Below are 24,715 nucleotides of genomic sequence, written 5' to 3'. Positions count from 1 at the left end.
CCCGGCGACGCCGAGGAGATCGCGAACTTCTGCTCGCTGACCTACGACGTGCAGTTCCCGATGATGCGGAAGATCGACGTCAACGGCCCGCAGGCCCACCCGCTCTACGCCTGGCTCAAGAAGCAGAAGAAGGGCGTGCTGGGCACCGAGGGCATCAAGTGGAACTTCACCAAGTTCCTCGTCGACAGGAACGGGCACGTCGTCGACCGCTTCGCTCCCACCGTTGAACCCAAGGCGCTGGAAGGCGCGATCGAGGCTTTGCTCTGATGGCTGATGCGTTCGACGTCATCGTGATCGGCTCCGGCCCCGGCGGCTACGTCACCGCCATCCGGGCCAGCCAGCTCGGGATGAAGACGGCCATCGTCGAGCGGGCCGAACTGGGCGGCATCTGCCTGAACTGGGGCTGCATTCCCACCAAGGCGCTGCTGAAGTCGGGCGAGGTGTACGAACAGCTCGACCACCTGAAGGACTATGGCCTGTCGGTGGAGAAGCGTGGCTTCGACTTCGCCGCGGTGGTGCAGCGTTCGCGCAAGGTGGCCTCGACCCTGAACTCGGGCGTCGCCTTCCTGATGAAGAAGAACAAGATCGAGGTCGTGGCAGGCGCCGCGAAGCTGGAGAAGGGGCAGGGCGCCCCGACCGTGGTCGTGGGCGACCGCAAGCTGACTGCCAAGCACGTGATCCTGGCGACCGGCGCGCGGGCCCGCACAATCCCGGCCATCGGCCTGGAGCCGGACGGCGAGCGGGTGTGGACCTACCGCGAGGCGCTGGTTCCGAAGTCGGCGCCGAAGACGCTGGTGGTGATCGGCTCGGGCGCCATCGGCATGGAGTTCGCCAGCTTCTATCGCGCCCTCGGCTCGGACGTGACGGTGGTCGAGATGATGCCGCGCATCCTGCCGGTCGAGGACGAAGAGGTCTCGAAGGCGGCGCACAAGGCCTTCGAGAAGCGGGGCATCAAGTTCCGCGTGCCGGCCAACGTAAAGACGCTCACCAAGACCAAGTCGGGCGTCAGCCTCGAGATCGAGGCCGGCGGCAAGGCCGAGACCTTGACGGCCGACGTCGCCATCGTCGCGGTCGGCATTGTCGGTAACGTCGAGGACATGGGGCTGGAAGCCCTGGGCGTGAAGATCGAGAAGACCCACGTCGTCACGGACGGCCACGGCGCCACGGGCGTGCCCGGCCTCTACGCCATCGGCGACGTGGCGGGGCCGCCCTGGCTCGCGCACAAGGCCAGCCACGAGGGCGTGCACTGCATCGAGCACATCGCGGGCCTGAAGCCCACGAATCTGACCTCGCCAATCCCGGGCTGCACCTACACGACGCCGCAGATCGCGTCGGTGGGCCTGACCGAGGCGCAGGCGAAGGAGCGGGGTCTGGAGCCGAAGGTGGGCCGCTTCCCGTTCCGCGTGAACGGCAAGGCCATCGCCGCGGGCGAACTCGACGGCTTCGTGAAGACCGTCTTCGACGGCAAGACGGGCGCGCTGATCGGCGCGCACATGATCGGCCACGAAGTCACCGAGATGATCCAAGGCTTCGCGCTGGCGATGACCCTTGAGGCCACCGAGGCGGAACTGCAAGCCACCGTGTTCCCTCACCCGACCATGAGCGAGGCCATGCACGAGGCAAGTCTCGACGCTTATGGCAAGGTTCTGCACATCTAGGACCGAGGCCGCGTTGCGGGCTGTTTCGCACGTGCAGCATGCGTCTCGGTCCCGGTAACATTGGGGTCATGCTCAGGCCGCCTTTGGGGACGACCTAGCGCACGCGGTGGCGTTCGCCCGATGAGCGGGTCCGCGGCGCCGCATGGACGTCCGTATGCCTCGCATAGCATCGCCGCGCGTCGCGCTCTGCCTCGTGCTCCTGGTCTCGGGCTGCGCGGCCAAGGACCCCAAGACAACCTCGCGGACGCCTGAGGCCGGCTATGTGGTGATGGCGGCGCAGGACGCCCCGCTGGAGGTCGAACTTGCCGGCCGAACGGCCGCGTTCGAGACGGCCGAGGTGCGCCCACAGGTCTCGGGCGTGATCCAGGCCCGCCGGTTCGTCGAGGGCGCGATCGTCCAGAAGGGCCAGACGCTCTACGAGATCGACCCCAGCCTGTACCGCGCCGCTGAGCAACAGGCGGCCGCCAACTTGGCCAACGCCGAGGCCACGCTGGGCGCGGCCCAGGCCAAGGCCGACCGCTACAGGCCGCTGGCCGATATCGAAGCGGTCAGCAAGCAGGACTACACCGACGCCGCCGCCGCCGCGAAGCAGGCGGCGGCCCAGGTCGCTCAGGCGCGGGCTTCGCTCGCCACCGCGCGCATCAACCTGAATTTCACGCGGACGCCAGCTCCCATCACGGGGCGGATCGGCCGGTCCGCCGCGACGACGGGCGCCCTGGTCACGTCCGGTCAGGCAGACGCCCTGGCGACGATCACACGCCTTGATCCGATGTACGTCGACATCCAGCAATCGAGCGCCGATCTCGTGGCCCTGAAGCGTGAGCTTGCCAGTGGCGGCGGTGCGCCGTCGTCGGCCACCGTGAAGCTGACGCTGGAGGACGGCAGCGCCTACCCGTACCCGGGCAGGATCGAATTCTCGGAAGCCATCGTCGATCCGAACACCGGCGCCGTGACCCTGCGCGCAAGCTTCCCGAATCCGCAGGCCCTGCTGCTGCCCGGCATGTTCGTTCGGGCGAAGCTGTCCCAGGTTACGCTGCACAATGCGATCCTCGCTCCGCAACAGGGCGTCTCCCGCGATCCGAAGGGCGCGGCGACCGTCATGGTGGTGGGTAAGGGGAACCGGGCCGAACTGCGAACGATCACCGCTGACCGCACGGTCGGAGACAAATGGCTGGTCACCGCCGGCCTCTCGCCGGGAGACAAGGTGATAACCGAGGGGCTCGACCGGGTGAAGGCCGGCGCGCCGGTGCGGCCCGTCCTCGCAGGATCGCCGATGCGCAGCGGCGGCGCGGCCAAGGGCCGCTGAACGGATGATCTCGCGCATCTTCATCGACCGGCCGGTCTTCGCCTGGGTCATCGCCATCGCGATCATGCTGGCAGGGGTGGCGGGCATGCGCTCGCTCGCGGTCGAGCAATATCCTGATATCGCGCCGCCCTCGGTGAACATCCGCGCGAGCTATCCAGGCGCCTCGGCCGAGGTGCTTGAGGCGAGCGTCACCCAAGTGATCGAACAGCAGCTCACCGGCATCGACGGGATGCTCTACTTTTCGGCCACCTCGAACGCCGCCGGGCAGGTCAACGTAACCGTGACCTTCGAGAAGGGAACCGACCCCGACATCGCGCAGGTGCAGGTGCAGAACAAGGTGCAGCAGGCCCTGTCCCGCCTGCCGCAGCAGGTCCAGCAGCAGGGTCTGACAGTCACCAAGTCGAACGCCGACTTCCTGATGGTGGTGTCGATCTACGACGCCAGTGACCGCAGCACGAGCGGCGACGTCTCCGACTACCTCGTCTCTCACCTCCAGGAGCCGATAGGGCGTCTCGAAGGCGTCGGCGACGTCAATGTCTTCGGCTCGCAGTACGCCATGCGGATCTGGCTCGATCCGTTCAAGCTGGCGAGTTTCAAGCTGATGCCGTCGGATATCGTTTCGGCGATCGAGGCGCAGAATACCCAGGTCGCGGCCGGACAGATCGGCGGCCTGCCGTCCCCCGCCGGCCAGATGCTCAACGCCACGGTGACGGCGCGCTCGCGGCTGACCGACGTCGCCCAGTTTCGCAACATCCTGGTGAAGTCCCAGCCGGACGGCTCACGGGTCCTTCTGAGCGACGTCGCCCGGGTGGAGCTCGGCAGCGAGAGCTACACGACCGCAAGCCGGCTCGACGGTCATCCCGGCGCTGGCATCGCCGTGCAGCTGGCGCCAGGCGCGGACGCCTTGAAGACCGCGCAACTGGTCCGGGACGAGGTGACCCGGCAGGCGAAGAGCTTCCCCGCGGGCTACCGGTACGCCTTTCCGAACGACAGCACGGCGTTCATCAAGGTCTCGGTGCACGAGGTGGTCCTGACGCTGGTCGAGGCCATCGTGCTCGTCGTCGTGGTGATGTTCGTGTTCCTGCAGCGCTGGCGGGCGACGCTGATCCCCGCGATCGCTGTGCCGGTCGTGCTGCTGGGCACGTTCGGGATCCTGGCGGTGGCGGGATTCAGCATCAACGTGCTGACCCTGTTCGGCATGGTCCTGTCCATCGGCCTGCTGGTCGACGACGCCATCGTGGTGGTGGAGAACGTCGAGCGCGTCATGGCCGAAGAGCCCGGCCTCTCCGCACGCGAAGCCACGATCAAGTCCATGGCCCAGGTTCAGACCGCGCTGATCGCGATCGCGCTGGTTCTGTCGGCGGTGTTCCTGCCTATGGCGTTCTTCGGCGGCTCGGTCGGCGTGATCTACCGACAGTTCTCGATCACCATCGTCTCGTCGATGGTGCTGTCGGTCGTCGTGGCCCTGGTCCTGACGCCTGCCCTGGCGGCGACCCTGCTGCGGCCGCCGGGCGTCGAGCATGCGACGAGCCGGCTCGACCGCGCGCTGGAAGGGTTCGGCGCCTGGTTCAATACCCGGTTCGACCGCTATGCCGACCGATACCGCTCGGGCGTGGCGCAGGTGATCGAGAAAACGCCCCTGGCCCTCGCGGCCTACGGTGTCCTGGCCGCCCTGCTGGCCGGCGTTTTCGCCCTGCTGCCGACGAGCTTCCTGCCATCGGAGGACCAGGGCGTCGCGCAGCTCCAGTTCACGTTGCCGCCTGGCGCGACACTGGCCCGCACACTGGAGGCCGCCACGGCCATCGAGCGATATTTCCTCGAGGAGGAGAAGGCCAACGTCACCGCCATCTACACCGTGATCGGCCAGGGGCAGGCGGGCGCGGGCCAGAACGCGGGCCGGGGCTTTCTGTCGCTGAAGCCGTGGGACCAGCGCCGCGGCGCCGACAACACCGCCCAGGCCATCACACAGAGAGCGACGAAGGCCCTTGGCGGGCTCCGCGACGTGAAGTTCTTCGCGCTCAACCCGCCGCCGGTGCGCGGCCTGGGGCAGTCCAGCGGGTTCACGGCGGAGTTGCTGAACAGCGGCGGCCTGACCCGCGCCGGTTTCAAGGCTGCGGTCGACCGCTTCCTCGACGAGGCGGGCAGCGACCCCGTACTGGCCGGGGTCCGCCAGAACGGGCTGGAAGATACGCCCACCCTGCACGTCGAGATGGACGAGGAGAAGATCGGCGCACTGGGCGTCGCCCAGACCGCGGTCGACTCGACGCTCAGCACCGCCTGGGGCGGCGACTACGTGGACGACTTCGTGGACCGTGGCCGGGTGAAGCGCGTCTACGTGCAGGGCGACGCCCAGTATCGCAGCCGGCCCGAGGACCTCGCCAACTGGTTCGTCCGCTCGTCTAACGGCGAGATGGCGCCGTTCTCGTCCTTCGCCCGGCTGAGCTGGGCCCAGGCGCCCGTCAGCCTGCTCCGGTTCAACGGGACAGCCGCCTACGAGATCCAGGGCGACGCCGCCGAAGGCAAGAGCACCGGCCAGGCCATGGCGCGGGTCACCGAGATCGCCGAGAAGATCCCGGGCCTGTCGGTGGCCTGGAGCGGCCTGTCGTACCAGGAGCGCCTGTCCGGCGGCCAGGCGCCGTTGTTGTATGGCGTCTCCCTGCTGGTGGTCTTCCTGTGTCTGGCCGCGCTCTACGAGAGCTGGTCGGTGCCGTTCTCGGTGCTCCTGGTGATCCCGCTCGGCCTGGTCGGCGCCGCCGTGGCCGTCGCGCTGAGAGGCCTTTCCAACGACGTCTATTTCCAGGTGGGTCTGCTGACGACCATGGGGCTCTCGGCCAAGAACGCCATCCTGATCGTCGAATTCGCCGAGGCCGCCGAGAAGCAAGGAAGGACGGCGTTGGAGGCCGCCCTGGAAGGCGCCCGCCTGCGTCTGCGCCCGATCCTGATGACCAGCCTCGCCTTCATATTCGGGGTCCTGCCCCTGGCGGTGGCGACCGGGGCCGGAGCCAAGAGCCGGGTGGAGATCGGAACGGCGGTGATCGGCGGCATGCTGACGGCCACCGCGCTGGCCATCTTCTTCGTGCCGATGTTCTTCGTCCTGGTGCGGCGGATCTTCCCGCGGAGAGACGCAGAGCGCCGCCAGGAGGCCGCGGTATGAGGCTCGCGCTGGTCCTTCTGAGCGCCACGGCTCTGGCGGGCTGCACACTGGAGCCGATCTACGTGCGGCCCATCTCCGCCGCGCCCCAGGCATGGCCGGTCGGGGCGGCATATTCCGCGGCGCAGGCGAGAGACACGGCGCCGCTGACCTACGCCCAGGTGATCCTCGATCCTCGGTTGAGAGCGGTGATCGACCAGGCGTTGGCCAACAACCAGGACCTCGCCGCCGCCGTCGCCAACGTCCAGATCGCGCGTGCGCAGTACCGCATCCAGCGGGCGGAGCAGTTCCCGCACCTGAACGGGGCCGGTCAGGCGACGGAAAGCCACGCGCGTGGCGACACCACACGGGACTACACCGCTGCGCTCCAGATGCCAGCGTTCGAGATCGACCTGTTCGGCCGCGTGCGCAGCCTGAGCCATGCGGCGCAGGAGGACTATTTCGCCACCGAGGCCGGCGCGCGCGCGGCGCGACTGACGCTCGTCGGAGAGACCGCGAACGCCTGGCTCGCGCTGGCTACCGACTCCAGCCTGCTCGCCATCGCCCAGGATACCCGGGTCAGCGCGCAGAAGACCGTCGATCTGATCCAGGCGAAGCTTTCGGGCGGCGTGGCGCCTCGGACCGATCTCAGCCAGGCGCAGACCGTGCTCCAGCAGGCGCGCTCCGACGTGGCTGAGCTGACGACGGCTGTCGCGCAGGATCGCAACGCGCTGGATCTGCTCGTGGGTGCGCAGGTGGCCGACGACCGGCTGCCCGGCGCGGTCGAGGGCCTGGAGGGCGCGCTGGCCGAAGTCCCGGCCGGCCTGACATCCGCGATCCTGCTGACCCGACCCGATGTCGAGGAGGCCGAGCACCGGCTGAGGGCGGCGAACGCACAGATCGGCGCGGCGCGGGCGGCGTTCTTCCCCACCATCGACCTGACGGCCTTGGCCGGTGCGGCGAGCCCTCAGCTCGGCGCCCTGTTTTCGCGCGGAACGTTCACCTGGCAAGGGCAGGCAGGGGCATCCCTCCCGATCTTCGCCGGCGGAGCGAACGTCGCCGGACTGGCCCAGGCGAAAGGCGAGCGCGCACTGGCCGTGGCGCAGTATCAGAAGGCCATCCAGTCGGCGTTCCGCGATGTCGCCGACGCCCTCGCGCGCCGCGGCACGATCCAGGATCAGCTCGACGCCCAGTCTGCCCTCACCGCTGCGGCGCAGCAGGCGTACGATCTCTCGCAGGCGCGCTATCGGGAGGGGATCGATCCTTACCTGAATACCCTGGACGCCCAGCGGACGCTCTATTCGGCCCAGCGCAGCTTGGCGCAAACGCGGCTGGCGAGGGCGCAGAACCTGGTGGCGTTGTACGTCGGCCTGGGCGGCTAGGTCTTCTTGCGGACGATGGCGTCCACGCTCCAGACGCCCGGGCCCGCGAAGACCAGGTAGAGGAAGACAAAGCAGAAGAGGATGGCCGCCTCGCCACCGTTCAGCGCGGGCCAGAAGCCCTGGCTGCCGTGGGCCATGAAGTAGGCGATCGCCATCTGGCCTGAGCAGATGAACGCGGCCAGCCGGGTGAACAGCCCCGCGGCGATGAGGCCGCCTCCGACGACTTCGATGCAGGCCGCCGCCAGTAGCAGCGGCGGCAGCGGATCGGGCGCGCCGGGCTGCGGCGCCGGGAAGTGGACCAGCTTCATGAGGCCGTGCTCCATGAAGAGCAGGGCGGCGATGATCCGCAACAGGCTCAGGACGCGAGGCGCCCAGACGGCCGAGTTCATGCGAGGGTCCTTTCGTCAGGCGGCGCGCTGGATCTCCGCATCGACGATGCGCTGGAGCGCGACGTAGTCGGTCTTGCCGGTGCCCAGGACCGGAATCTCGGGAACGCGGATGATCTTGCGCGGCACGGCCAGCTCGGGCGCGCCGATCTGCTGGGCGTGGCTCAGCAGGGGGCTGGGCTCGGCGTCGCGGCGGTCGGTGACGAGCACCAGGCGCTCGCCCTTCTTCGGATCGGGCAGGGCGACGACCGCGTGGCGGCAGTCGGGCCAGACGGCGGCGGCCAGATCTTCCGCGGCGGTCAGCGAGACCATCTCGCCGCCGATCTTGGCGAAGCGCTTCACGCGCCCGAGAATGCGGATCCAGTTGTCGTCGGACAGCGAGACGACGTCGCCGGTGTCATGCCAGCCGCCCTCGGGCGGATCGATGCCGCCGTCCGGACGCAGGTAGCCCGCCATGACGTTGGGCCCGCGCACGAGCAGCTTGCCGCCGCCGGGGATGCCCTGCACCGGCTCCAGCCGCGTTTCGATGCCGGGCAGGAGGCCGCCCACCGTGCCGCGCCGGTTGTCGCCGGGCTTGTTCACCGCGATGACCGGCGAACATTCGGTGGCGCCGTAGCCCTCGAGCAGGGGGATCGGCCCGAATTTCTCGGTGATGAGGTTGTGCGTCTCTTCCCGCACCTTCTCCGCGCCGCAGACGACGAAGGTGAGGCCACTCAACTCGTCGGCCGCCGCCGAGCGGGCGTACTGGTTGATGAAGGTGTCGGTGGCGAACAGCACGTTCGCCTTGGTGTCCTTCACCAGCGGCGGGATCTGCTTGATGTGCAGCGGCGAGGGGTACTGGACCGTCTTCAGCCCGGTCAGGATCGGCAGCAGCGCCCCGCCGGTCAGGCCGAACACGTGGAAGATGGGCAGCGGGTTGAAGAACACCCAGTTGGTGTCCAGCGGGATGTGCTGGTTGATCTGCCGGCAGTTGGCCACGAGGTTGGCGTTGCTCAGCACCACCCCGCGCGGTGCGCCGAAGCTGCCCGAGGTGAACAGGATCACGCCGGGCTCGGATGGGCTGACATAGGTGCGGAACTGCTTCGGGACGGCGCCGGCCGCCGCCGCGAACAGCTTGTCGGCCAGGCCGACCGTCTTGCGGACGTCCTCCAGATAGACAACGTGCGCCTTGTCCTCGAGAGCGTCGATCAGGTCGTGCAGCTTGCCCTGTTCCACGAAGCGGTGGGACGTCAGGACCGTCCTCACGCCGGCCAGGTCGCAGGCCGCCTTCAGGTTCCGGATGCCCGCCGTGAAGTTCAGCATCGTCGGAATGCGGCCGAAGGCATGCAGGGCGAAGAAGGTCACCACGCCGCCCACGCTGGACGGCAGCATGACGCCGACTCGCTCGCCCTTCTTCGTGAAGCCGCTGATCTTGCGGCCGAGGGCGAACGCGCCCCGGATCAGGTCGAGGTAGCTGAGGGGGCTACGTTCCTGGTCCTCCAGGATCGGCTTCTTGAGTCCGTGGGTCCGCGCCGCCGCCAGCAACGCATCGAAGACTGAAGACTGCGCCTGGGCGCTGTCGAACGCAGGCAAAGGCCGCGCCTCCCGTATTATCGTTGAGCGAGCGTATCGCCCTGATGACGCGCTGAAAAGATCGGTAACGAGGCGTGAGCAAAGCTTGGCCCTGTCCGCGACCGCAAGGCGGCTTGATCCGAGAGGCGCGAAGGACGATTTAGGGGTCATGGCCGTGGTCATCGACACCCTGAACCCCCCGGGAAACCAGCGCCGTCCGCGGCATCCCGAGAAGCAGGCGAATCCCGACAGCCCGATTCTGCGCAAGCCCGAGTGGCTGCGCGTGCGCGCGCCGGGCTCGGCCGGCTACAACGCCACGCGCGACATCGTGAAGGGCAACGGCCTCGTCACGGTCTGCGAGGAGGCCGCCTGTCCGAACATCGGCGAGTGCTGGTCGAAGAGCCATGCCACCATGATGATCATGGGCGAGATCTGCACGCGGGCCTGCTCATTCTGCAACGTGACCACCGGCAAGCCGAACGTACTGGACCCGACCGAGCCTCAGCGCGTCGCCGACGCCGTGGCGAAGATGGGTCTGAAGCACGTGGTCATCACCTCGGTTGACCGCGACGACCTCGCCGACGGCGGTGCGGCCCATTTCGCGGCCGTGGTGCTGGCTATTCGCGCGGCCTCGCCTGGAACGACCGTGGAGATCCTGACGCCGGACTTCCTGCGCAAGCCGCTGTCGGCGGTGCACGAGGTGATCGACGCGCGGCCCGACGTGTTCAACCACAACCTCGAGACCGTGCCGCGGCTCTACCTCTCCATCCGGCCCGGCGCCCGCTACTACAATTCCCTTCGCCTGCTGGAGCGGGTCAAGGAGCGCGATCCGACGCAGTTCACCAAGTCCGGCATCATGGTCGGCCTGGGCGAGGCGAAGGAGGAGGTGATGCAGGTGATGGACGACATGCGGTCCGCCGGCGTCGATTTCATCACCATCGGCCAGTACCTCCAGCCCACCCGGAAGCACGCCCCCATCGACCGCTTCGTCCATCCGGACGAGTTCAAGGCCTATGAGGAGATCGCCAAGGCCAAGGGCTTCCTCGTTGTCTCCGCCAGCCCGCTGACCCGCTCCTCGCACCATGCCGACGAAGACTTCGCGCGGCTGCAGGCGGCGCGTCGGGCCAAGGAAGCGGCGGCATAAGGCCGGGCCTTGCACCACCACGTCTCACGCGTGTTGCCCTACACGCCGGACCAGCTCTTCGCGCTGGTTGGCGATGTCGAGCGCTATCCGGAATTCGTGCCCTGGATCACCTCCATGCGCACGTGGAACGCCCGCGACCTGGGCGAGGGTGCGAGCAGTCTCGATGCGGAGGCGGGGGTAGGTTTCTCGTTCCTGAAGGAGCGGTTCGCGACGCGCGTGCGGCGCGACGCGGGCGAACGGCAGATCGACGTCAGCCTGCTGTCGGGGCCGTTCCGCAAGCTCGCCAACCGCTGGCGGTTCCTTGAGGACGATGCCGGGGCCCGCATCGAGTTCGACATCGACTTCCAGTTCAAGTCGCGTCTGCTGGAGGGGCTGCTCGCGGCCAACTTCCACCACGCCGTCGAGCGGCTGATGGGCTGTTTCGAGGAGCGCGCGAAGGTGCTCTACGGGCGCGGCTGAGAGAGCCGGCGCGTCAGGAACATCAGCGCGAAGCCGATCGCCAGAACACCGGCCAGTGACGGCAGTTCCTTGGTCGCGCCGGTCAGCAGCACGACCGTGAACAGCGCCGCTGTCGACAGCGCCACGGGACCGCGGAAGGGCAGGTTGAACAACGCGGGAGGCGCGTCGTTGCGGCGGGCGAGCCGCCAAAGTGCAATGCAGCACAGGATGTAGCCGAGCAGCCGGGTGGCGGTGGCGAAGGTCAGGGCGCTGATCAGGTCGCTGGCGATGGCGAAGCCGAAGGCGAGGGCGCTGGACGTAAGGATCGCGACGTGCGGCGTATGCCAGGCGGCATGCACGCGGCCCAGCGAGGCCGGGAGTTGGCCGTGCTCAGCGAGCGAGAGCAGCATGCGCGGCATCGAGATGATGATCACCAGGATCGTGCCCACGATCACGGCCATGGCTCCCGCGGACACCAGCACCGCGCCGGTCTGTCCGTAGAGCTGCCGGCCGGCTTCTGCGAGCGGACGGTCCGTGGCGGCCGGCGCGTCGAGCACGCCGACGCAGATCAGCATGACGGCGGCGTAGGCGAACGTCACGATGACAGCGCTGCCGAGGAGCGCGAGCGGCACGTCGTGCTGGGGGTCTCGGGCCTCTCCGGCGACCACGGCTCCTCGCTCGAAGCCGGAATAGGCGAAGAGGTAGACGAGGATCGCCTGGGCGAAGGCGCCGACGTCCGGCGGCGGTTGGTCGACCATCAGGCGCTCGGGGCGCACGAAGGCCACGCCGGCCGCCAAGAAGGCAAGGACGAAGGCGACCTTGATCACGATCAGCAGGTTGCTGGCCCCGGCCGACTGGCGGATGCCGGCGAGCACGATCGATGTGAGGACCACGCCCAGGACGATGAGCACCGAGATCCGGCCCCAGCCCGCCTCCAGCGCAGGGAAGAAGCCCCCCAGATAGGTCACCAGCAGATTGGCCAGGGTGGCGACGGAGAGGGCCTGGCTGAGCCACAAAAGCCATCCCACGGCGAAGGCTAGATAAGGCGGCAAGGCGGCGCGGGCGTAGAGGTAGGCGCCGCCGGTCCCCGAGAAGCGACTGCCCAGGTCGGCGAAGCACAGGACGAGCGGGATCAGGATCGCCGCGGCGGAGGCCAGCACCACGAAGCTCCAGTCGCCCGCCAGCGCGTAGACCTTAGCGGGCGCGGCCAGCATGCCGGCCCCGATCATGGCGTTCAGGAGGATGCCGACCAGGTCCCGCCGGCGCAGGACCCGCATGAGCTGGGAGGGAGCGACCTCGGCCATGGGCGGCCGGTCAGGCCAGCCGGTCCCGCATCATCTGCAGTGCGGCCTGCACCGCGGCCATCTGCACGCCCTCGCGCGTATCCTCCTCGAAGAAATAGTCCTCGTGGATGATCCGCTGATTGGAGCGCGCGGTGGCGATATGCACCGTTCCGACCGGCTTCATCGGTGTCCCGCCGGCCGGCCCGGCGACGCCGGTGATGGCCACGGCGAGGTGGGCGTTTGAGTTCTCGAGCGCCCCCTCGGCCATCATGCGCGCCACGGGTTCGGAGACGGCGCCGAGGTCGGCGATGAGGTCGCCCGGGACGCCCAGCATCTCCTGCTTTGCGCGGTTGGAATAGGTCACGAAGCCCCGCTCGAAGACATCGGAGGAGCCGGGAATGGAGCAGATGGCGCCGGCCACCAAACCGCCCGTACAGCTCTCTGCCGTGACGATGCGGAGGGACCGCTCGCGCGCCTCGTCGATCAAGAGCCGCGCCAGCGTGACGATCTCCAGGTTGAACATCGGCTTGAAGGTCCCTCTACTCACGTTCCACTGAGCACTGCGCGTCCTTGTCGATCAAGGCGATTCGAGGCCCCATGACCACGCTTACCGCCCAGGCGACGCCGCGTGTCGCGCCGCCGTCGCTCTTCGCGCTCACCGTCTTTTCCAGCGCGGCCCTCGTGTTCCTGGTCCAGCCGATGGTGGCCAAGCTGGTCCTGCCCCTGCTGGGGGGCAGTCCCTCGGTGTGGAACACCTCGATGGCCTTCTTCCAGCTCGCGCTGCTGGCCGGGTACTTTTATGCCCACGCGCTGCAGCGCATCCCTTCGGTGCGCGGGCAGGCGGTCACCCATGTGATCGCGCTCGTCGTCGCCGCAATCGCCTTGCCGCTAAGGGTGAACGGCCTCGCCGGCCCGCCATCGTCCGAGCATCCGAACCTTTGGTTGCTTACGGTCCTTTCGCTGTCGATCGGCGCGCCGTTCGCGGTGCTCTCCGCCACGGCGCCGCTGGTGCAGGCCTGGTACGCGCGAACCGTGGGCGCGACGGAAGGCAAGGAGCCGTACGTGCTCTACGCGGCCAGCAACCTCGGAAGCCTGATCGCCCTGCTGGCCTATCCGATCGCCGTGGAGCCGCTCACCTCGCTGGTCGGCCAACGCTACGGATGGAGCGCCGCCTATGGCGCCTTCGTGCTGGTGATCGGCGCGCTGGCCCTGAGCGTGGCCCGGGCGCCGGCGGCCAATGCTCCTCGAGCTGCCGTGGAAACGCCGGCTCCGTCCTGGCGTGAGCGGGCGATCTGGGTGGCCTTGGCGGCGATCCCCTCCAGCCTCATGCTGGGGGTCACCACCCACATCACGACGGATGTCGCCTCCGCGCCGTTCCTGTGGGTCGCGCCGCTCGCGTTGTATCTCGTCACCTTCATCATCGCCTTCCAGGAACGCCCGGCGATCTCGCCCGCGCTCACCCTGACCCTGCAGGGGGCGGCCGCCGCGGCCTGCGTCGCGTTGCTGCCGTTCCGGGCCAGCAGCCTGCCACTGCAGCTCTTCGTGCACCTTGCCGCATTCTTCCTGACGGCCCTCATGTGCCACCAGCGGCTAGTGGCGCGGCGGCCGGACCCCGCGCACCTGACGGAGTTCTACCTCTGCCTGTCGCTCGGCGGGGTGGTCGGCGGCGCGTTCAACGCCTTCCTCGCGCCGGTGATCTTCAACGACGTCTGGGAATATCCGATCATCCTGGCGCTCTCCTGCCTCGCCCGCCCATGGGGGGACCTGAGCAAGGTCCCGATCTGGAGTTGGGTCATGCTCGCGGTCGGGATCCTGGCGGCGATCGGAACGCCGATCGTGGTGACCTTCAAATCCGAGCATGTGCCCACGTCCACGGTCGTCGGAGCGTTCGACCGCTCCGAGCTGTTCGACCTGGGCATGAGGACGCTGCTGGCGCTGGCCATCGTGGCGGCGTTCATGGTCCGGCGGCACGCCCTGTTGTACTTCGCGATCCTGGCGCTGCTGACCTATGCCGCCGAGGTGTCGGCCGACCGCACCGACACGCGCGAGAGCTGGCGCAGCTTCTTCGGCGTCCTGAAGCGGTCCGAGACCTATGTGCCCAGCATCGGCCAGGTGAAGATGCTGGCCCACGGCACCACGCTGCACGGCGCCCAGGCGCAGGACCCGCGCTATCGCTGCCGGCCGATGGTCTACTACACGCCCAACACGCCGATCGGGCAGGTGTTCACGGCCAAGCAGGCGGCATCGACCGGTCTGCGGATCGGCGCCGTCGGTCTCGGCACCGGTTCGGTCGCCGCCTACGTGCGCCCGGGCGACAGGCTGACCTTCTTCGAGATCGACCCTCTGGTGGTGAAGGTTTCCACGGATCCGGAGAACTTCAGCTACACCACGGAGTGCGCGAAGAGCCCGGTCGACTTCGTGATCGGCGATGCCCGGCTGACCGTGGCGAGGCAGCCTGCGAACCGCTTCGACATCCTGCTGATCGACGCCTTCTCCTCGGACGCGGTGCCGGCGCACCTGCTGACGGCGGAGGCCGTGCGCGGTTACCTCGCCAAGCTGAAGCCGGATGGGATCTTGATCCTGCACCTGTCGAACCGGAATCTGGACCTGATGCACCCCGCCCAGGCCGTCGCGCGCGCGGCCGGCGGGTGGTCCCTGGCCCAGAACTACAAGGCTCCGGACAAGGACCCGGCGGGGACGTGGGAGTCGTCCGAGGACGCCGTCATCGTGGCGAAGGACCGCGAGACGCTGCAGCGCTTCATGGCGACGGGGAAATGGCGCTGGGGCGATCCGTTCAAGGCCCGGCCCTGGACCGACGACTACACGAATCTCGCCGGCGCGCTGTACGCCAACCTGAAGATGCGGTGGAGCTGGCTTCCCTAAGGCGATCTAGAGGGGGGTCTCGACCGTCACGACGGCCTGCGCCATCAGGCCCTCCTCGCGACCCGTGAAGCCCATGCCTTCGGTCGTCGTGGCCTTCACGCTGACGCGGTCGATCGGCAGGCCCAGCAGTTCGGCGATGCGGCCACGCATGGCGTCGCGGTGCGGGCCGATCTTGGGCCGCTCGCAAATCAGGGTGAGGTCGGCGTTCAGGATGCGTCCACCCCGCGCCGCTACGCGGCCCACCGCATGCTGCAGGAATCGGTCCGAAGACGCGCCCCTCCATTGCGGATCCGAGGGCGGAAAGTGCTGGCCGATGTCGCCGTCGGCGATGGCGCCGAGAACCGCGTCGGTCAGGGCGTGCAGGGCGCAGTCGGCGTCGGAATGGCCCACCAGGCCCAGGTCGTGCTGAATCCGGATGCCGCCCAGCCACACCACGTCGCCGGGGCCGAACCGGTGGGCGTCGATGCCCTGGCCCATCCGCACGATCCGCCGTCCTGCGGAGAGCTGCTCGGCCATCAGGAAGTCTTCCGGATAGGTGAGCTTCATCAGCATCGGATCGCCGGGCGCCATGGCCACGTGCCCGCCGGCGCGTTCCATCACCGAGGCGTCGTCGGTCGGCTCCTCGCCAGTCGGCCAGCGCCGATAGGCGGCCTTGAGCTTGCCGAGTCGGAACGCCTGAGGGGTCTGGGCGCGCCACAGCCCATCCCGTGAGACGGTTTCGTCGACGATCCCTTCGCCTCGCTTCAAGGTGTCTGGGACGGGAAGGACCGGGATCGCGCCGTCGGCCACATCCAGGGCGGCCAGGAGCCGATCGACGTGGCTGCGCCCGACGAACGGACGCGCCGCATCGTGGATCAGCACCGGCTGGTTCGACTTCGCGGTGAGCGCGGCCAGCCCGGCCTGAACGGACTCGGCGCGTGTCTTGCCCCCGGTCACGGCCTTCCAGCCGTCAAGGCCCGCCAGGGCTTCGTCCGCCTGCGTCAGACGGTCGCGGGCGACCACGACCACGACCTCCCGGGCGCCGGCGGACAACAGCCCTTCCACCGACCAGCGCACGATGGGACGACCGCCGAGCGGGCGCCACGCCTTCGGTTCGCCAGGTCCGGCGCGCAATCCGTCGCCCGCGGCGACAACGACAGCAGAGAAACTCATAGCGGCGGTTCATACGGAACCGCGACAGGCGGCGCCAGCTTTCGCGCTTTACGACGCCGGTTACATCTGCCTAGAAATATAGCGGTGGGGATGACTATTAAATGAGCATTGCGCTCAACATCGGCGGAGTGACGGTCGCGGGGCGCGTGTGGATCGCGCCGATGACCGGCGTGTCCGATCTTCCGTTCCGCCGGGCCGCCAGTCGGCTCGGGGCTTCCTATGTCGCAACCGAAATGGTCGCGTGCGCCGAATTCTCGAAGGGGCGGCCGGACGTCGTGCGCCGCGCAGCGGTGGGTGAGGGGCTGCCGCTGATGGTCGTCCAACTGGTCGGCCGCGACCCGGCCCATATGGCCGAGGGCGCGCGGCTGGCGGCGCAGGCCGGCGCGGAGATCATCGACCTGAACTTCGGCTGTCCGGCGAGAGAGGTCACAGGCGGGCACGGCGGCTCGGCCCTCATGCGCGAGCCGGAACTCGCGGCCGAGCTGATGTCGGCGGCGGTGGAGGCGGTCGAAGTCCCGGTGACCGTCAAGATGCGCCTCGGCTGGGACGACGGCTCGCGTAACGCGCCCGCCCTGGCCGCGAGGGCCGAAGCGATCGGCGTGAGCGCTGTGACCGTGCATGGGCGCACGCGTTGCCAGTTCTACAAGGGCGCAGCCGACTGGTCCGCGATCCGGGCGGTCAAGGACGCGGTGTCGGTGCCGGTGATCGCCAACGGCGACATCGTGGATGGCGCCAGCGCGCGTGCGGCGCTGGAGGCGAGCGGAGCCGACGCGGTGATGGTGGGCCGCGGCGTCTACGGCAAGCCGTGGATCGCCGCCCAGATCGAGGCTGAGCTGAACGGCCAGCGTTTCGACGAGCCGGCCGCGGCCGAACGCCTGAACATCGCGATCGCGCATCTGCGCGAGAGCCTGGACTTCTACGGAGAGCGGCTGGGGCTGCGGATCTTCCGCAAGCACTTGGCCGCCTACATCGAAAACGCCCCCTGGCCCGCCGACGCGCAGGCCCGGAGAGAAGCGCGCGCGGCCCTGTGCCGCCTGGAGGACGCCCGATCGGTCGAACGGGGGCTGACCGCCCTCTGGGGACCTCCAGACCACAGGCTGGCTGCATGAGCGGGAAGATCAAGTTTCAGGAGAAGGGCGTCGACATGAGCGCCCTGAAGGCCGCGGCGTTCGAACTCAGTCCGGATCCGGCGCTTGTCGTCGACGCGGACGGTGCGCTGGTGGCGGTCAACGAGGCGGCAGAGGCGCTGTTCGGGCAGGGCCTGGGGCTTCTGGCGAGAGGCCGGTTCAGCGCCGCGCTGCCGCCGGGGTCTGCCATGGTCTCGCTGCTGAACCGCGCCCTCGAGGAGGATGCGCGGGTCCGCGAGCGCGGCGTGCAGATCAGCCTCTTCGGCCTGCCGCCGTTCGAGGCGGACGGCGCGGCGGCTCCGCTAGGGGACGGTTCGGTTCTGCTGACCCTCACCGTCAAGAACGGCCTCGGCAATGAGCGGGCCGCTCACGAGGCGGCGGGTCTGCGCTCGCTGGTGGGTCTGGGACGCATGCTGGCGCACGAGATCAAGAACCCGCTGGCGGGGATCCGGGGCGCCGCCCAGTTGCTGAAGAGCGGCGCCAAGGCCGAGGACGCCCCGCTGGCCCAGTTGATCGTCGACGAGACCGACCGGGTGCGACGGCTGGTCGACCGGATGGAGGCCTTCTCCGACGACGCGTTGCCGTCGCTGACGCCGATCAACATCCACCAGATCCTCGACCGGGTTCGCGCGCTCGCCGCCAACGGCGTGGCCGATGGCCTCGGGCTCAAGGAAAGCTACGACCCCTCGCTGCCGCCGGTCCTGGGCGACGAGGATCAGCTTATCCAGGTGTTCCTGAACCTGGTGAAGAACGCCGCCGAAGCCGCCCACGCGCGCGGCGACGGGCGCGGCGAGGTCTCGATCCACACGGCCTATCGTCACGGCGTCCGCGTCCGCTCCGCCAAGGGCCAGGCGCTGCGCGGCGCGCCGCTGGAAGTGCGGGTGATCGACAACGGCCCGGGGATTCCCGAGCACATCCGTGAAAGCCTGTTCCAGCCCTTCGTGACCTCGAAGGCCAACGGCGCCGGCCTGGGCCTCGCCTTGGTCGCAAAGCTGGTCGCCGCCCACGGCGGCCTCATCGATTTCGAATCCGAGCCCGGCCGCACGGTCTTCCGGGTGCTCCTGCCGATCGCGGCTCACGAGGACGCCAACTAGATGAACGCCGCCTCCAAGAAGATCCTGATCGCCGACGACGACAGCTCGATCCGTCTCGTCCTGTCCCAGGCCTTCACCCGCCTGGGCTACCAGGTGCGGGCGACCGGCAACGCCACGACCCTGCTGAAGTGGGTCACCGACGGCGAGGGCGACCTGGTGGTCACCGACGTGGTGATGCCGGACGAGAACGTCTTCGACGTCCTGCCTCGCATCAAGAAGCACCGCCCCAAGCTGCCGGTCATCGTGATGAGCGCGCAGAACAACCTCATCACCGCCGTCAACGCGGCCGAGGTGGGCGCGTTCGAGTATGTGCCCAAGCCGTTCGACCTCGACGACATGACCTCGGCCGCCCGCCGCGCCCTGTCGCGGCCGGCCGACGCCGAAGCGTCGAAGGCCCAGGCGCGGGCCATGCGCGACGATCGGCTGCCGCTGATCGGCCGGTCCGGCCCGATGCAGGACGTCTACCGCACGATCGCCCGTCTGGTCGGGGCCGACCTGACGGTGCTGATCACCGGCGAGAGTGGCACCGGCAAGGAGTTGGTCGCCCGGGCGCTGCACGACATGGGCCGCCGGCGCGACGGCAAGTTCGTGGTGATCAACCTGGCCGCCACGCCGCGCGAGCGGGTGGAGAGCGAACTCTTCGGCAAGGAGGAGGGCGACTTCGGCAAGCTGTTCGAGGCGGACGGGGGCACGCTGTTCCTCGACGAGATCGGCGACATGCCGCTCGACGCCCAGACGCGCCTCCTACGCGTGATCGACGGCTCGGAGCCCGCGACCAACCCAAAGACCGGCCGGCGGCCCAATGTGCGCATCATCGCCGCCACCAACCGCGACCTGCGAGCGCTCATCCAGCAGGGGCTGTTCCGCGAGGACTTGTTCTTCCGCCTCAACGTCGCGCCGCTGCGCATCCCTCCGCTGCGCGATCGCGCCGAAGACATCCCGGACCTGGCGCGGGCCTTCCTGCTGCGGGCGAACCGCGAGGGCCTGCCGGCCAAGACCATCGACGCCAATGCGCTGGAGCGGCTGAAGCGCCATTCCTGGCCCGGCAACGTGCGTGAGTTGGAGAACCTGATCCGCCGCGTCTGCGCGCTGTACGGCGAGGACCTGATCACCGCCCGGATCATCGAGAAGGAGCTCGCCGACCAGCAGCCGACCGTCCAGGGACAGGAAGGTCCGGCGACCCTCTCGCAACTGGTGGAGCAGAAGCTCGCGGGCTACTTCGCCGACCAGCCGGACGGCATCCCGCCCGCCGGCCTCTACGACCGGGTGCTGGAGGAAGTCGAGCGGCCGCTGATCCAGCTCACGCTCGCCGCCACGCGTGGGAATCAGGTGCGAGCCGCCGAAATCCTGGGGCTCAACCGCAACACGCTCCGCAAGAAGATCCACGATCTCGGTGTGGAGATGGCCCGCGGGCGACGCTGACCGAACGGCGCCAATCTCTTCTCGTGCAAGGGATTGGCGCTGTGCGGCGTTGAGGTTCAAGCCTCACCGTGCACCGGGGCAACATAGCTGTTGATTTCGGAGCACAGGCCCCTAGGCTCCCGCGCCAATGGCGTTGCTCACGCATCCCGCGTTCCGCCATCCGGTCCTCGGCCGGATCCGGAGCGCGCTTCAGTCCCGGGTCGTTCTGGGGGTCGGCTACGGCGTCGCCGCGGCCCTGACAGGTCTCGCCATCCTGCTGGCCGCTTCGCCGCCCGAGAAGGGGCCGCTGGGCCCGGCCAGCCAGCTCATCCTCACGGTCCTGGGCCTGAACCTGGTCCTGATCGTCGGCCTGCTCGCCGCGGTCTCACTCCGCCTGCTGGAGTTGCTCAAGGCCAGGTCGCACGACGCGGGCGCGCGCCTGCACGTGCGCTTTGTGCGCCTGTTCGCCCTTGCCGCCCTCGCGCCGGCGCTGGTGGTCTTCGTCTTTTCCGGCGTCCTCGTCAGCCAGGGCGTGGACAAGTGGTTCAGCGAGCGCGTGCAGACGGTCGTCGAGAACTCGGCGACGGTCTTCCGCTCCTACATGGAAGAGCAGTCGCGGGATGCGGCCGACCGGGTCGTGGTCATGGCGCGCGACGTCAACCGGGAAGTCCCCAACCTGCGGGGCCGGGCGGGGGGCTTCGACAGCGCGCTGCAGGCCCTGGCCGCCTACCATTCCTTCCCGGCGATTTATCTCGTCGATCGGCAGGGGCGGATCATGGCGCGCACTGAGGCCGCCGGCGCGCCGCCGTACGAGGCCTTGCCGACATCGGCGTACCAGTCGGCCGACGAGGGCGAGATCTATGTCCGGGCGGGCGACGTCATCCGCGCGCTCTATCGGCTGCCGGACTACGAGAACGTCTACCTCTACGCGGTGAGGCCGCTGGAGAAGGGCATCGTCACAAACCTGCGCGAGGCCGAAAGCTCGCTGATCTCGTATCGCGAGGTGCGCGACAGCCGGGCGCGCATCCAGGCTATCTTCGCGCTCAGCTATGCCGAGACAGCGCTGCTCGTGCTGGTGGGCGCGGTCTGGCTTGGCCTGGCGGCGGCGAACGCGATCTCCGCGCCGGTCGCGCGACTTGTCCAGGCCGCCGGCAGGGTGGCCGGAGGCGATCTCAGCGCGCGGGTCGACGCCGACAACGATCCCGACGAAATTGCCGTGTTGTCGCGCGCATTCAACAGCATGACGCATGATCTTCAGGCCCAGCAGGAAGCATTGCGCCGCGCCGGCGAGGAGGCCGAGGAACGGCGTCAGTTCATCGAGACGGTGCTGACCGAGGTGAGCGCCGGCGTCATCGGCCTGGATCCGGATGGGCGCATCTCGGTCGCGAACCGCCAGGCCGCCATCCTGCTGGCCCTGCCAGGGGACCATGGGCGGGGCCGCAAGCTGTCCGAGGTGGCGCCCGAATTCGCCCAGCTTGCCGCCGCGGGCCGCAGCGGGGAGGCGGAGGAGGAGATCGACGTAGTGCGCGGCCGCGACAGCCGGCGGCTGCGCGTGCGCGCCAGCCAGAGCGAGGGCGGCCTGGTGCTGACCTTCGACGATGTGACGCGACTGGTGGCGGCGCAGCGCAACGCCGCCTGGCGCGACGTCGCCCGGCGCATCGCCCACGAGATCAAGAACCCGCTGACGCCGATCCAGCTTTCCGCCGAGCGCCTGCGCCGAAAGTACCGCAAGGATATCGCTCCGGCCGAACTGGAGACCTTCGACCGCTGCACCGACACGATCGTGCGGCAGGTCGGCGATATCGGCCGGATGGTCGATGAATTCTCGGCCTTCGCCCGGATGCCGGCGCCGCAGTTCGCCAAGATGGGAGCCGGGGAGCTGGTGCGCGCCGCCGTTTTCGCCCGCCGCGTCGCCAGCCCGGACTTCACGGTCGAGTTCGAGGAGCCCGCCGCCGACGCCGTGCTCTATGCCGACGGGCGCATGATCGGCCAGGCGCTGACCAATGTGCTCAAGAACGCCGCTGAGGCGGTGGAGGCGCGCCGGACGAAGACCCCTCGGCACAAGGGACGCATCAAGGTGCGCCTCCTTGTCGAAGACGCCTCGGTCGCCATCGAGGTCGAGGACAACGGCGTGGGTCTGCCCTCCAAGGATCGGGACCGGCTGACCGAACCCTATGTGACCACGCGCGAGAAGGGGACGGGCCTCGGCCTGGCCATCGTCAAGCGCATCCTGGAAGACCACGGCGGCGAACTGGAGCTGTCCGATGCGCGGAGTGGGCAAGGGGCGCTGGCCACGCTGCGCCTGCCAGCCGCGCCGGCTCCGCGCGCCGCCGCCAAATCCACCGCCGCAACAGCGGCGAAATGAGGACTGACTGATGGCGTCTGACGTTCTGGTGGTCGACGACGAGGCGGACATCCGCGAGCTTGTCGCGGGCATCCTGACCGACGAAGGCTACGACGTGCGCACGGCGAACGACTCGGAGAGCGCCCTGGCGGCGATCCGGGCGCGCAAGCCGGCGCTGCTGATCCTGGATATCTGGATGCAGGGCGGCGGCATGGACGGGCTGGAATTGCTGGACATGGTCAAGCAACTCGACCCCGACCTGCCGGTCATCATGATCTCGGGCCACGGCAACATCGAGACCGCCGTCAGCTCGATCAAGCGCGGCGCCTACGAGTTCTTGGAGAAGCCGTTCAAGTCGGATCGGTTGATCCTGGTGGTCGAGCGCGCCTTGGAGACGGCGAATCTCAAGCGCGAGAACCGCCGCCTGCGCACCCAGGCGATCGCGCCGGAAGGCCTGCTCGGCAAGTCGATGGCGGCCCAGCAACTGCGCCAGATGATCGCCAAGCTGGCCGGGGCCAACAGCCGTGTGCTGATCTCGGGTCCGCCCGGCTCCGGCAAGGAGACCGTCGCACGGCTGATCCACGACGCCAGCCATCGGGCGCGCAACGAGTTCGTCCCGATCAGCGCCGCGGGCATGACCCCCGAGCGGATGGACGTGGAGCTCTTCGGTGAGGAGGGCGCCGGCGGACGGCCCGCGAAGATCGGCGTGTTCGAACGCGCCCACGGCGGAACGCTCTACCTCGATGAGGTGGTCGACATGCCACGCGAGACCCAGGGCCGGATCCTGCGCGTGCTGGTCGAGCAACGCTTCCGACGAGTGGGCGGCGACGCCGACGTGCAGGTGGATGTCCGCGTGATCTCATCCACCTCGAAGGACCTGCGCGAGGAGATCGCCGCCGGCCGGTTCCGCGAGGACCTTTTCCACCGTCTGAACGTGGTGCCGGTGAACGTGCCGGGGCTGAGCGAACGGCGCGAGGACATTCCGGAACTGGTCGAAGATTTCATTGTCAGGATCTGCGAGGCTTCCGGCCTGCCGCGCCGCACGCTGTCCGACGACGCGCTGGCCATGCTTCAGGTGCGGGGCTGGCCGGGCAACCTGCGCCAGCTTCGCAACAACGTGGAGCGGATGCTGATCCTGGCCTCGGGGGCGCCGTCCGATCCGATCACCGCCGACATGCTGCCGGCCGAGGCCTCCGTGAACGACCAGACTACCTCGCTGGGCGCCGAGCGGATCATCGCACTGCCCCTGCGAGAGGCGCGCGAGGTGTTCGAGCGGGAGTACCTCAACGCGCAGATGCTTCGTTTCTCGGGCAATATCTCACGAACTGCGGCCTTCATCGGCATGGAACGCTCGGCGCTACACCGTAAGCTCAAGTCGCTGGGCCTATCGGGCGCCCGGTCGCTGGAATCCGAGGAGGCCTGAGGCGTGGGGCGTATCGCTTATGTCAACGGCCGCTTCGTGCCGCACGCCGAGGCCTTCGTGCACATCGAAGACCGGGGCTATCAACTGGCTGACGCGGTCTACGAGGTGTGGGCGCTGTTCGACGGCAAGCTCGCCGATCCCGAGGGCCATTTCGCCCGGCTCGAACGCAGCCTGTCCGAACTGCGCATTCCTATGCCGATGAGCCGCGCGGCCCTGACCACGGTGCTGCGCGAAGCGGTGCGCCGGAACCGGGTGCGGGAGGGTCTGGTCTATCTGCAGGTGAGCCGCGGCGTCGCGCCCCGCGACCATGCCTTCCCGACGACCCCCGTCCGTCCGGCCGTGGTGGTGACGGTCGGTCGCGTCGACCGCGAGGCGACGGAAGCGCGCGCCGCCCGAGGCGTCGGTGTGGTCACGACTCCTGAGAACCGCTGGGGACGGTGCGATATCAAGACCGTCGGCCTGCTGCCCAACGCTCTGGCCAAGCAGAAGGCTCGCGAGGCTGGCGCCGTCGAGGCGTGGTTCGTGGATGACCTGGGTTTCGTGACCGAGGGAGCGTCCTCCAACGCCTGGATCCTCGACCGGGACGGCGTCCTGCGCACGCGCGACACCAACGCCAACATCCTGCGCGGCGTGACCCGGCTGTCGCTGCTGGACGTGGCCCGGGAGGCCGGACTGAAGGTCGAGGAGCGTCCTTTCACGCCCGACGAGGCGCGGGCGGCGAAGGAGGCCTTCATCACCGGCGCGGGAAGCCTGGTGCTGCCCGTGGTGAGCGTGGACGGCAAGCCGGTGGGCGACGGATCGCCGGGACCGGTGGCGTCGAAGCTCCGGCGCCTCTATATCGAGCGCGCGAAGGCGACGGCCATCTGACTGCGATTGCAACAGCCGCGGTTTGAGGCTTAGCGTGACCTTGTGTGTGGGCGGACGGCCGCCCGAACGAAAACAACAGGCGGAAAGCCAATGAGCGACAAGAAACAGAACCTGCAGGACACCTTCCTCAACAGCGTGCGGAAGTC

At 68.8% G+C, this 24,715-nt stretch carries 19 protein-coding genes; 14 read left to right on the top strand and 5 right to left on the bottom strand.

All coding sequences use genetic code 11. The features are described 5' to 3' along the window. The 5 genes from Q0L11_RS17560 to Q0L11_RS17540 form a co-directional block, all read left to right on the top strand. The coding region (locus tag Q0L11_RS17560) for a glutathione peroxidase (RefSeq protein WP_367183454.1) at window positions 1-267 on the top strand (267 nt) is incomplete at its 5' end. Beyond that, window positions 267-1,658 carry a dihydrolipoyl dehydrogenase gene (gene lpdA / locus Q0L11_RS17555; protein WP_296598939.1) on the top strand — a complete coding sequence of 464 codons (1,392 nt, stop codon included), beginning with the start codon at window positions 267-269 and terminating at the stop codon, window positions 1,656-1,658. The genes Q0L11_RS17560 and lpdA, both read left to right, overlap by 1 nt. Window positions 1,659-1,812: 154 nt before the next feature. Continuing rightward, window positions 1,813-2,964 carry an efflux RND transporter periplasmic adaptor subunit gene (locus Q0L11_RS17550; RefSeq protein WP_296598938.1) on the top strand — a complete coding sequence of 384 codons (1,152 nt, stop codon included), beginning with the start codon at window positions 1,813-1,815 and terminating at the stop codon, window positions 2,962-2,964. 4 nt (window positions 2,965-2,968) lie between these two features. Then, window positions 2,969-6,118 carry an efflux RND transporter permease subunit gene (locus Q0L11_RS17545; protein ID WP_296598937.1) on the top strand — a complete coding sequence of 1,050 codons (3,150 nt, stop codon included), beginning with the start codon at window positions 2,969-2,971 and terminating at the stop codon, window positions 6,116-6,118. After that, window positions 6,115-7,476, top strand: a complete 1,362-nt coding sequence (locus tag Q0L11_RS17540; protein WP_296598935.1) for an efflux transporter outer membrane subunit — start codon at window positions 6,115-6,117, stop codon at window positions 7,474-7,476. The genes Q0L11_RS17545 and Q0L11_RS17540 overlap by 4 nt, the downstream gene beginning before the upstream one ends. On the opposite strand, the gene Q0L11_RS17535 is transcribed toward Q0L11_RS17540, so the two are convergent. Then, window positions 7,473-7,865: a DoxX family protein gene (locus Q0L11_RS17535; protein ID WP_296598934.1), complete on the bottom strand. Its 393-nt coding sequence runs from the start codon at window positions 7,863-7,865 to the stop codon at window positions 7,473-7,475. The two genes, Q0L11_RS17540 and Q0L11_RS17535, sit on opposite strands and share 4 nt — an antisense overlap. A gap of 15 nt (window positions 7,866-7,880) precedes the next feature. Further along, a complete protein-coding gene (locus tag Q0L11_RS17530) occupies window positions 7,881-9,434 on the bottom strand; it encodes an AMP-binding protein (protein ID WP_296598933.1) in 1,554 nt (517 codons plus the stop codon). Window positions 9,435-9,582: 148 nt separating this feature from the next. On the opposite strand from Q0L11_RS17530, the gene lipA reads away from it, so the two are divergent. Next, window positions 9,583-10,557, top strand: a complete 975-nt coding sequence (gene lipA, locus Q0L11_RS17525; RefSeq protein WP_296598932.1) for a lipoyl synthase — start codon at window positions 9,583-9,585, stop codon at window positions 10,555-10,557. Window positions 10,558-10,566: 9 nt separating this feature from the next. Continuing rightward, on the top strand, window positions 10,567-11,016 hold the full coding sequence (locus tag Q0L11_RS17520; protein ID WP_296598931.1) for an SRPBCC family protein: 450 nt from the start codon (window positions 10,567-10,569) through the stop codon (window positions 11,014-11,016). Here the strand turns inward: Q0L11_RS17520 and Q0L11_RS17515 are convergent. Further along, window positions 11,001-12,299, bottom strand: a complete 1,299-nt coding sequence (locus Q0L11_RS17515; RefSeq protein ID WP_296598930.1) for an APC family permease — start codon at window positions 12,297-12,299, stop codon at window positions 11,001-11,003. The genes Q0L11_RS17520 and Q0L11_RS17515 overlap by 16 nt on opposite strands. Window positions 12,300-12,309: 10 nt before the next feature. Continuing rightward, window positions 12,310-12,801 (bottom strand): CinA family protein, encoded by a 492-nt coding sequence (locus tag Q0L11_RS17510; protein WP_296598942.1) that lies wholly within the window; start codon window positions 12,799-12,801, stop codon window positions 12,310-12,312. Between the two features lie 74 nt (window positions 12,802-12,875). Between Q0L11_RS17510 and Q0L11_RS17505 the strand changes: the two genes are divergently transcribed. Next, window positions 12,876-15,161, top strand: a complete 2,286-nt coding sequence (locus Q0L11_RS17505; protein WP_296598929.1) for a spermidine synthase — start codon at window positions 12,876-12,878, stop codon at window positions 15,159-15,161. Window positions 15,162-15,167: 6 nt separating this feature from the next. Here Q0L11_RS17505 and Q0L11_RS17500 read toward each other — a convergent pair whose 3' ends face one another. Continuing rightward, window positions 15,168-16,313 (bottom strand): bifunctional 2-C-methyl-D-erythritol 4-phosphate cytidylyltransferase/2-C-methyl-D-erythritol 2,4-cyclodiphosphate synthase, encoded by a 1,146-nt coding sequence (locus Q0L11_RS17500; protein ID WP_296598928.1) that lies wholly within the window; start codon window positions 16,311-16,313, stop codon window positions 15,168-15,170. 101 nt (window positions 16,314-16,414) lie between these two features. Between Q0L11_RS17500 and dusB the strand changes: the two genes are divergently transcribed. The 6 genes from dusB (at window position 16,415) to Q0L11_RS17470 (ending at window position 24,569) form a co-directional block, all read left to right on the top strand. After that, window positions 16,415-17,422, top strand: a complete 1,008-nt coding sequence (gene dusB / locus Q0L11_RS17495) for a tRNA dihydrouridine synthase DusB (protein ID WP_296598927.1) — start codon at window positions 16,415-16,417, stop codon at window positions 17,420-17,422. Between the two features lie 35 nt (window positions 17,423-17,457). Then, entirely contained in the window at window positions 17,458-18,534 is a 1,077-nt protein-coding gene (locus Q0L11_RS17490; protein ID WP_296598940.1) for an ATP-binding protein, read from the top strand. Then, a complete protein-coding gene (gene ntrC, locus Q0L11_RS17485) occupies window positions 18,535-19,956 on the top strand; it encodes a nitrogen regulation protein NR(I) (protein WP_296598926.1) in 1,422 nt (473 codons plus the stop codon). Between the two features lie 127 nt (window positions 19,957-20,083). Next, on the top strand, window positions 20,084-22,300 hold the full coding sequence (locus Q0L11_RS17480; protein ID WP_296598925.1) for a PAS domain-containing sensor histidine kinase: 2,217 nt from the start codon (window positions 20,084-20,086) through the stop codon (window positions 22,298-22,300). Between the two features lie 10 nt (window positions 22,301-22,310). Continuing rightward, window positions 22,311-23,702, top strand: coding sequence for a sigma-54 dependent transcriptional regulator (locus Q0L11_RS17475; protein WP_296598924.1), 1,392 nt, complete (start codon window positions 22,311-22,313; stop codon window positions 23,700-23,702). Between the two features lie 3 nt (window positions 23,703-23,705). Further along, window positions 23,706-24,569, top strand: coding sequence for a D-amino-acid transaminase (locus tag Q0L11_RS17470; RefSeq protein WP_296598922.1), 864 nt, complete (start codon window positions 23,706-23,708; stop codon window positions 24,567-24,569). The last annotated feature ends 146 nt before the right edge of the window (window positions 24,570-24,715 follow it).

The sequence above is a fragment of the Phenylobacterium sp. genome, from assembly GCF_024508875.1.
In the GTDB taxonomy this organism is placed as follows: domain Bacteria; phylum Pseudomonadota; class Alphaproteobacteria; order Caulobacterales; family Caulobacteraceae; genus Phenylobacterium.
The sequence above is the reverse complement of the archived record's forward strand: the minus strand, read 5'-3'. Positions and strand labels throughout refer to the sequence as shown.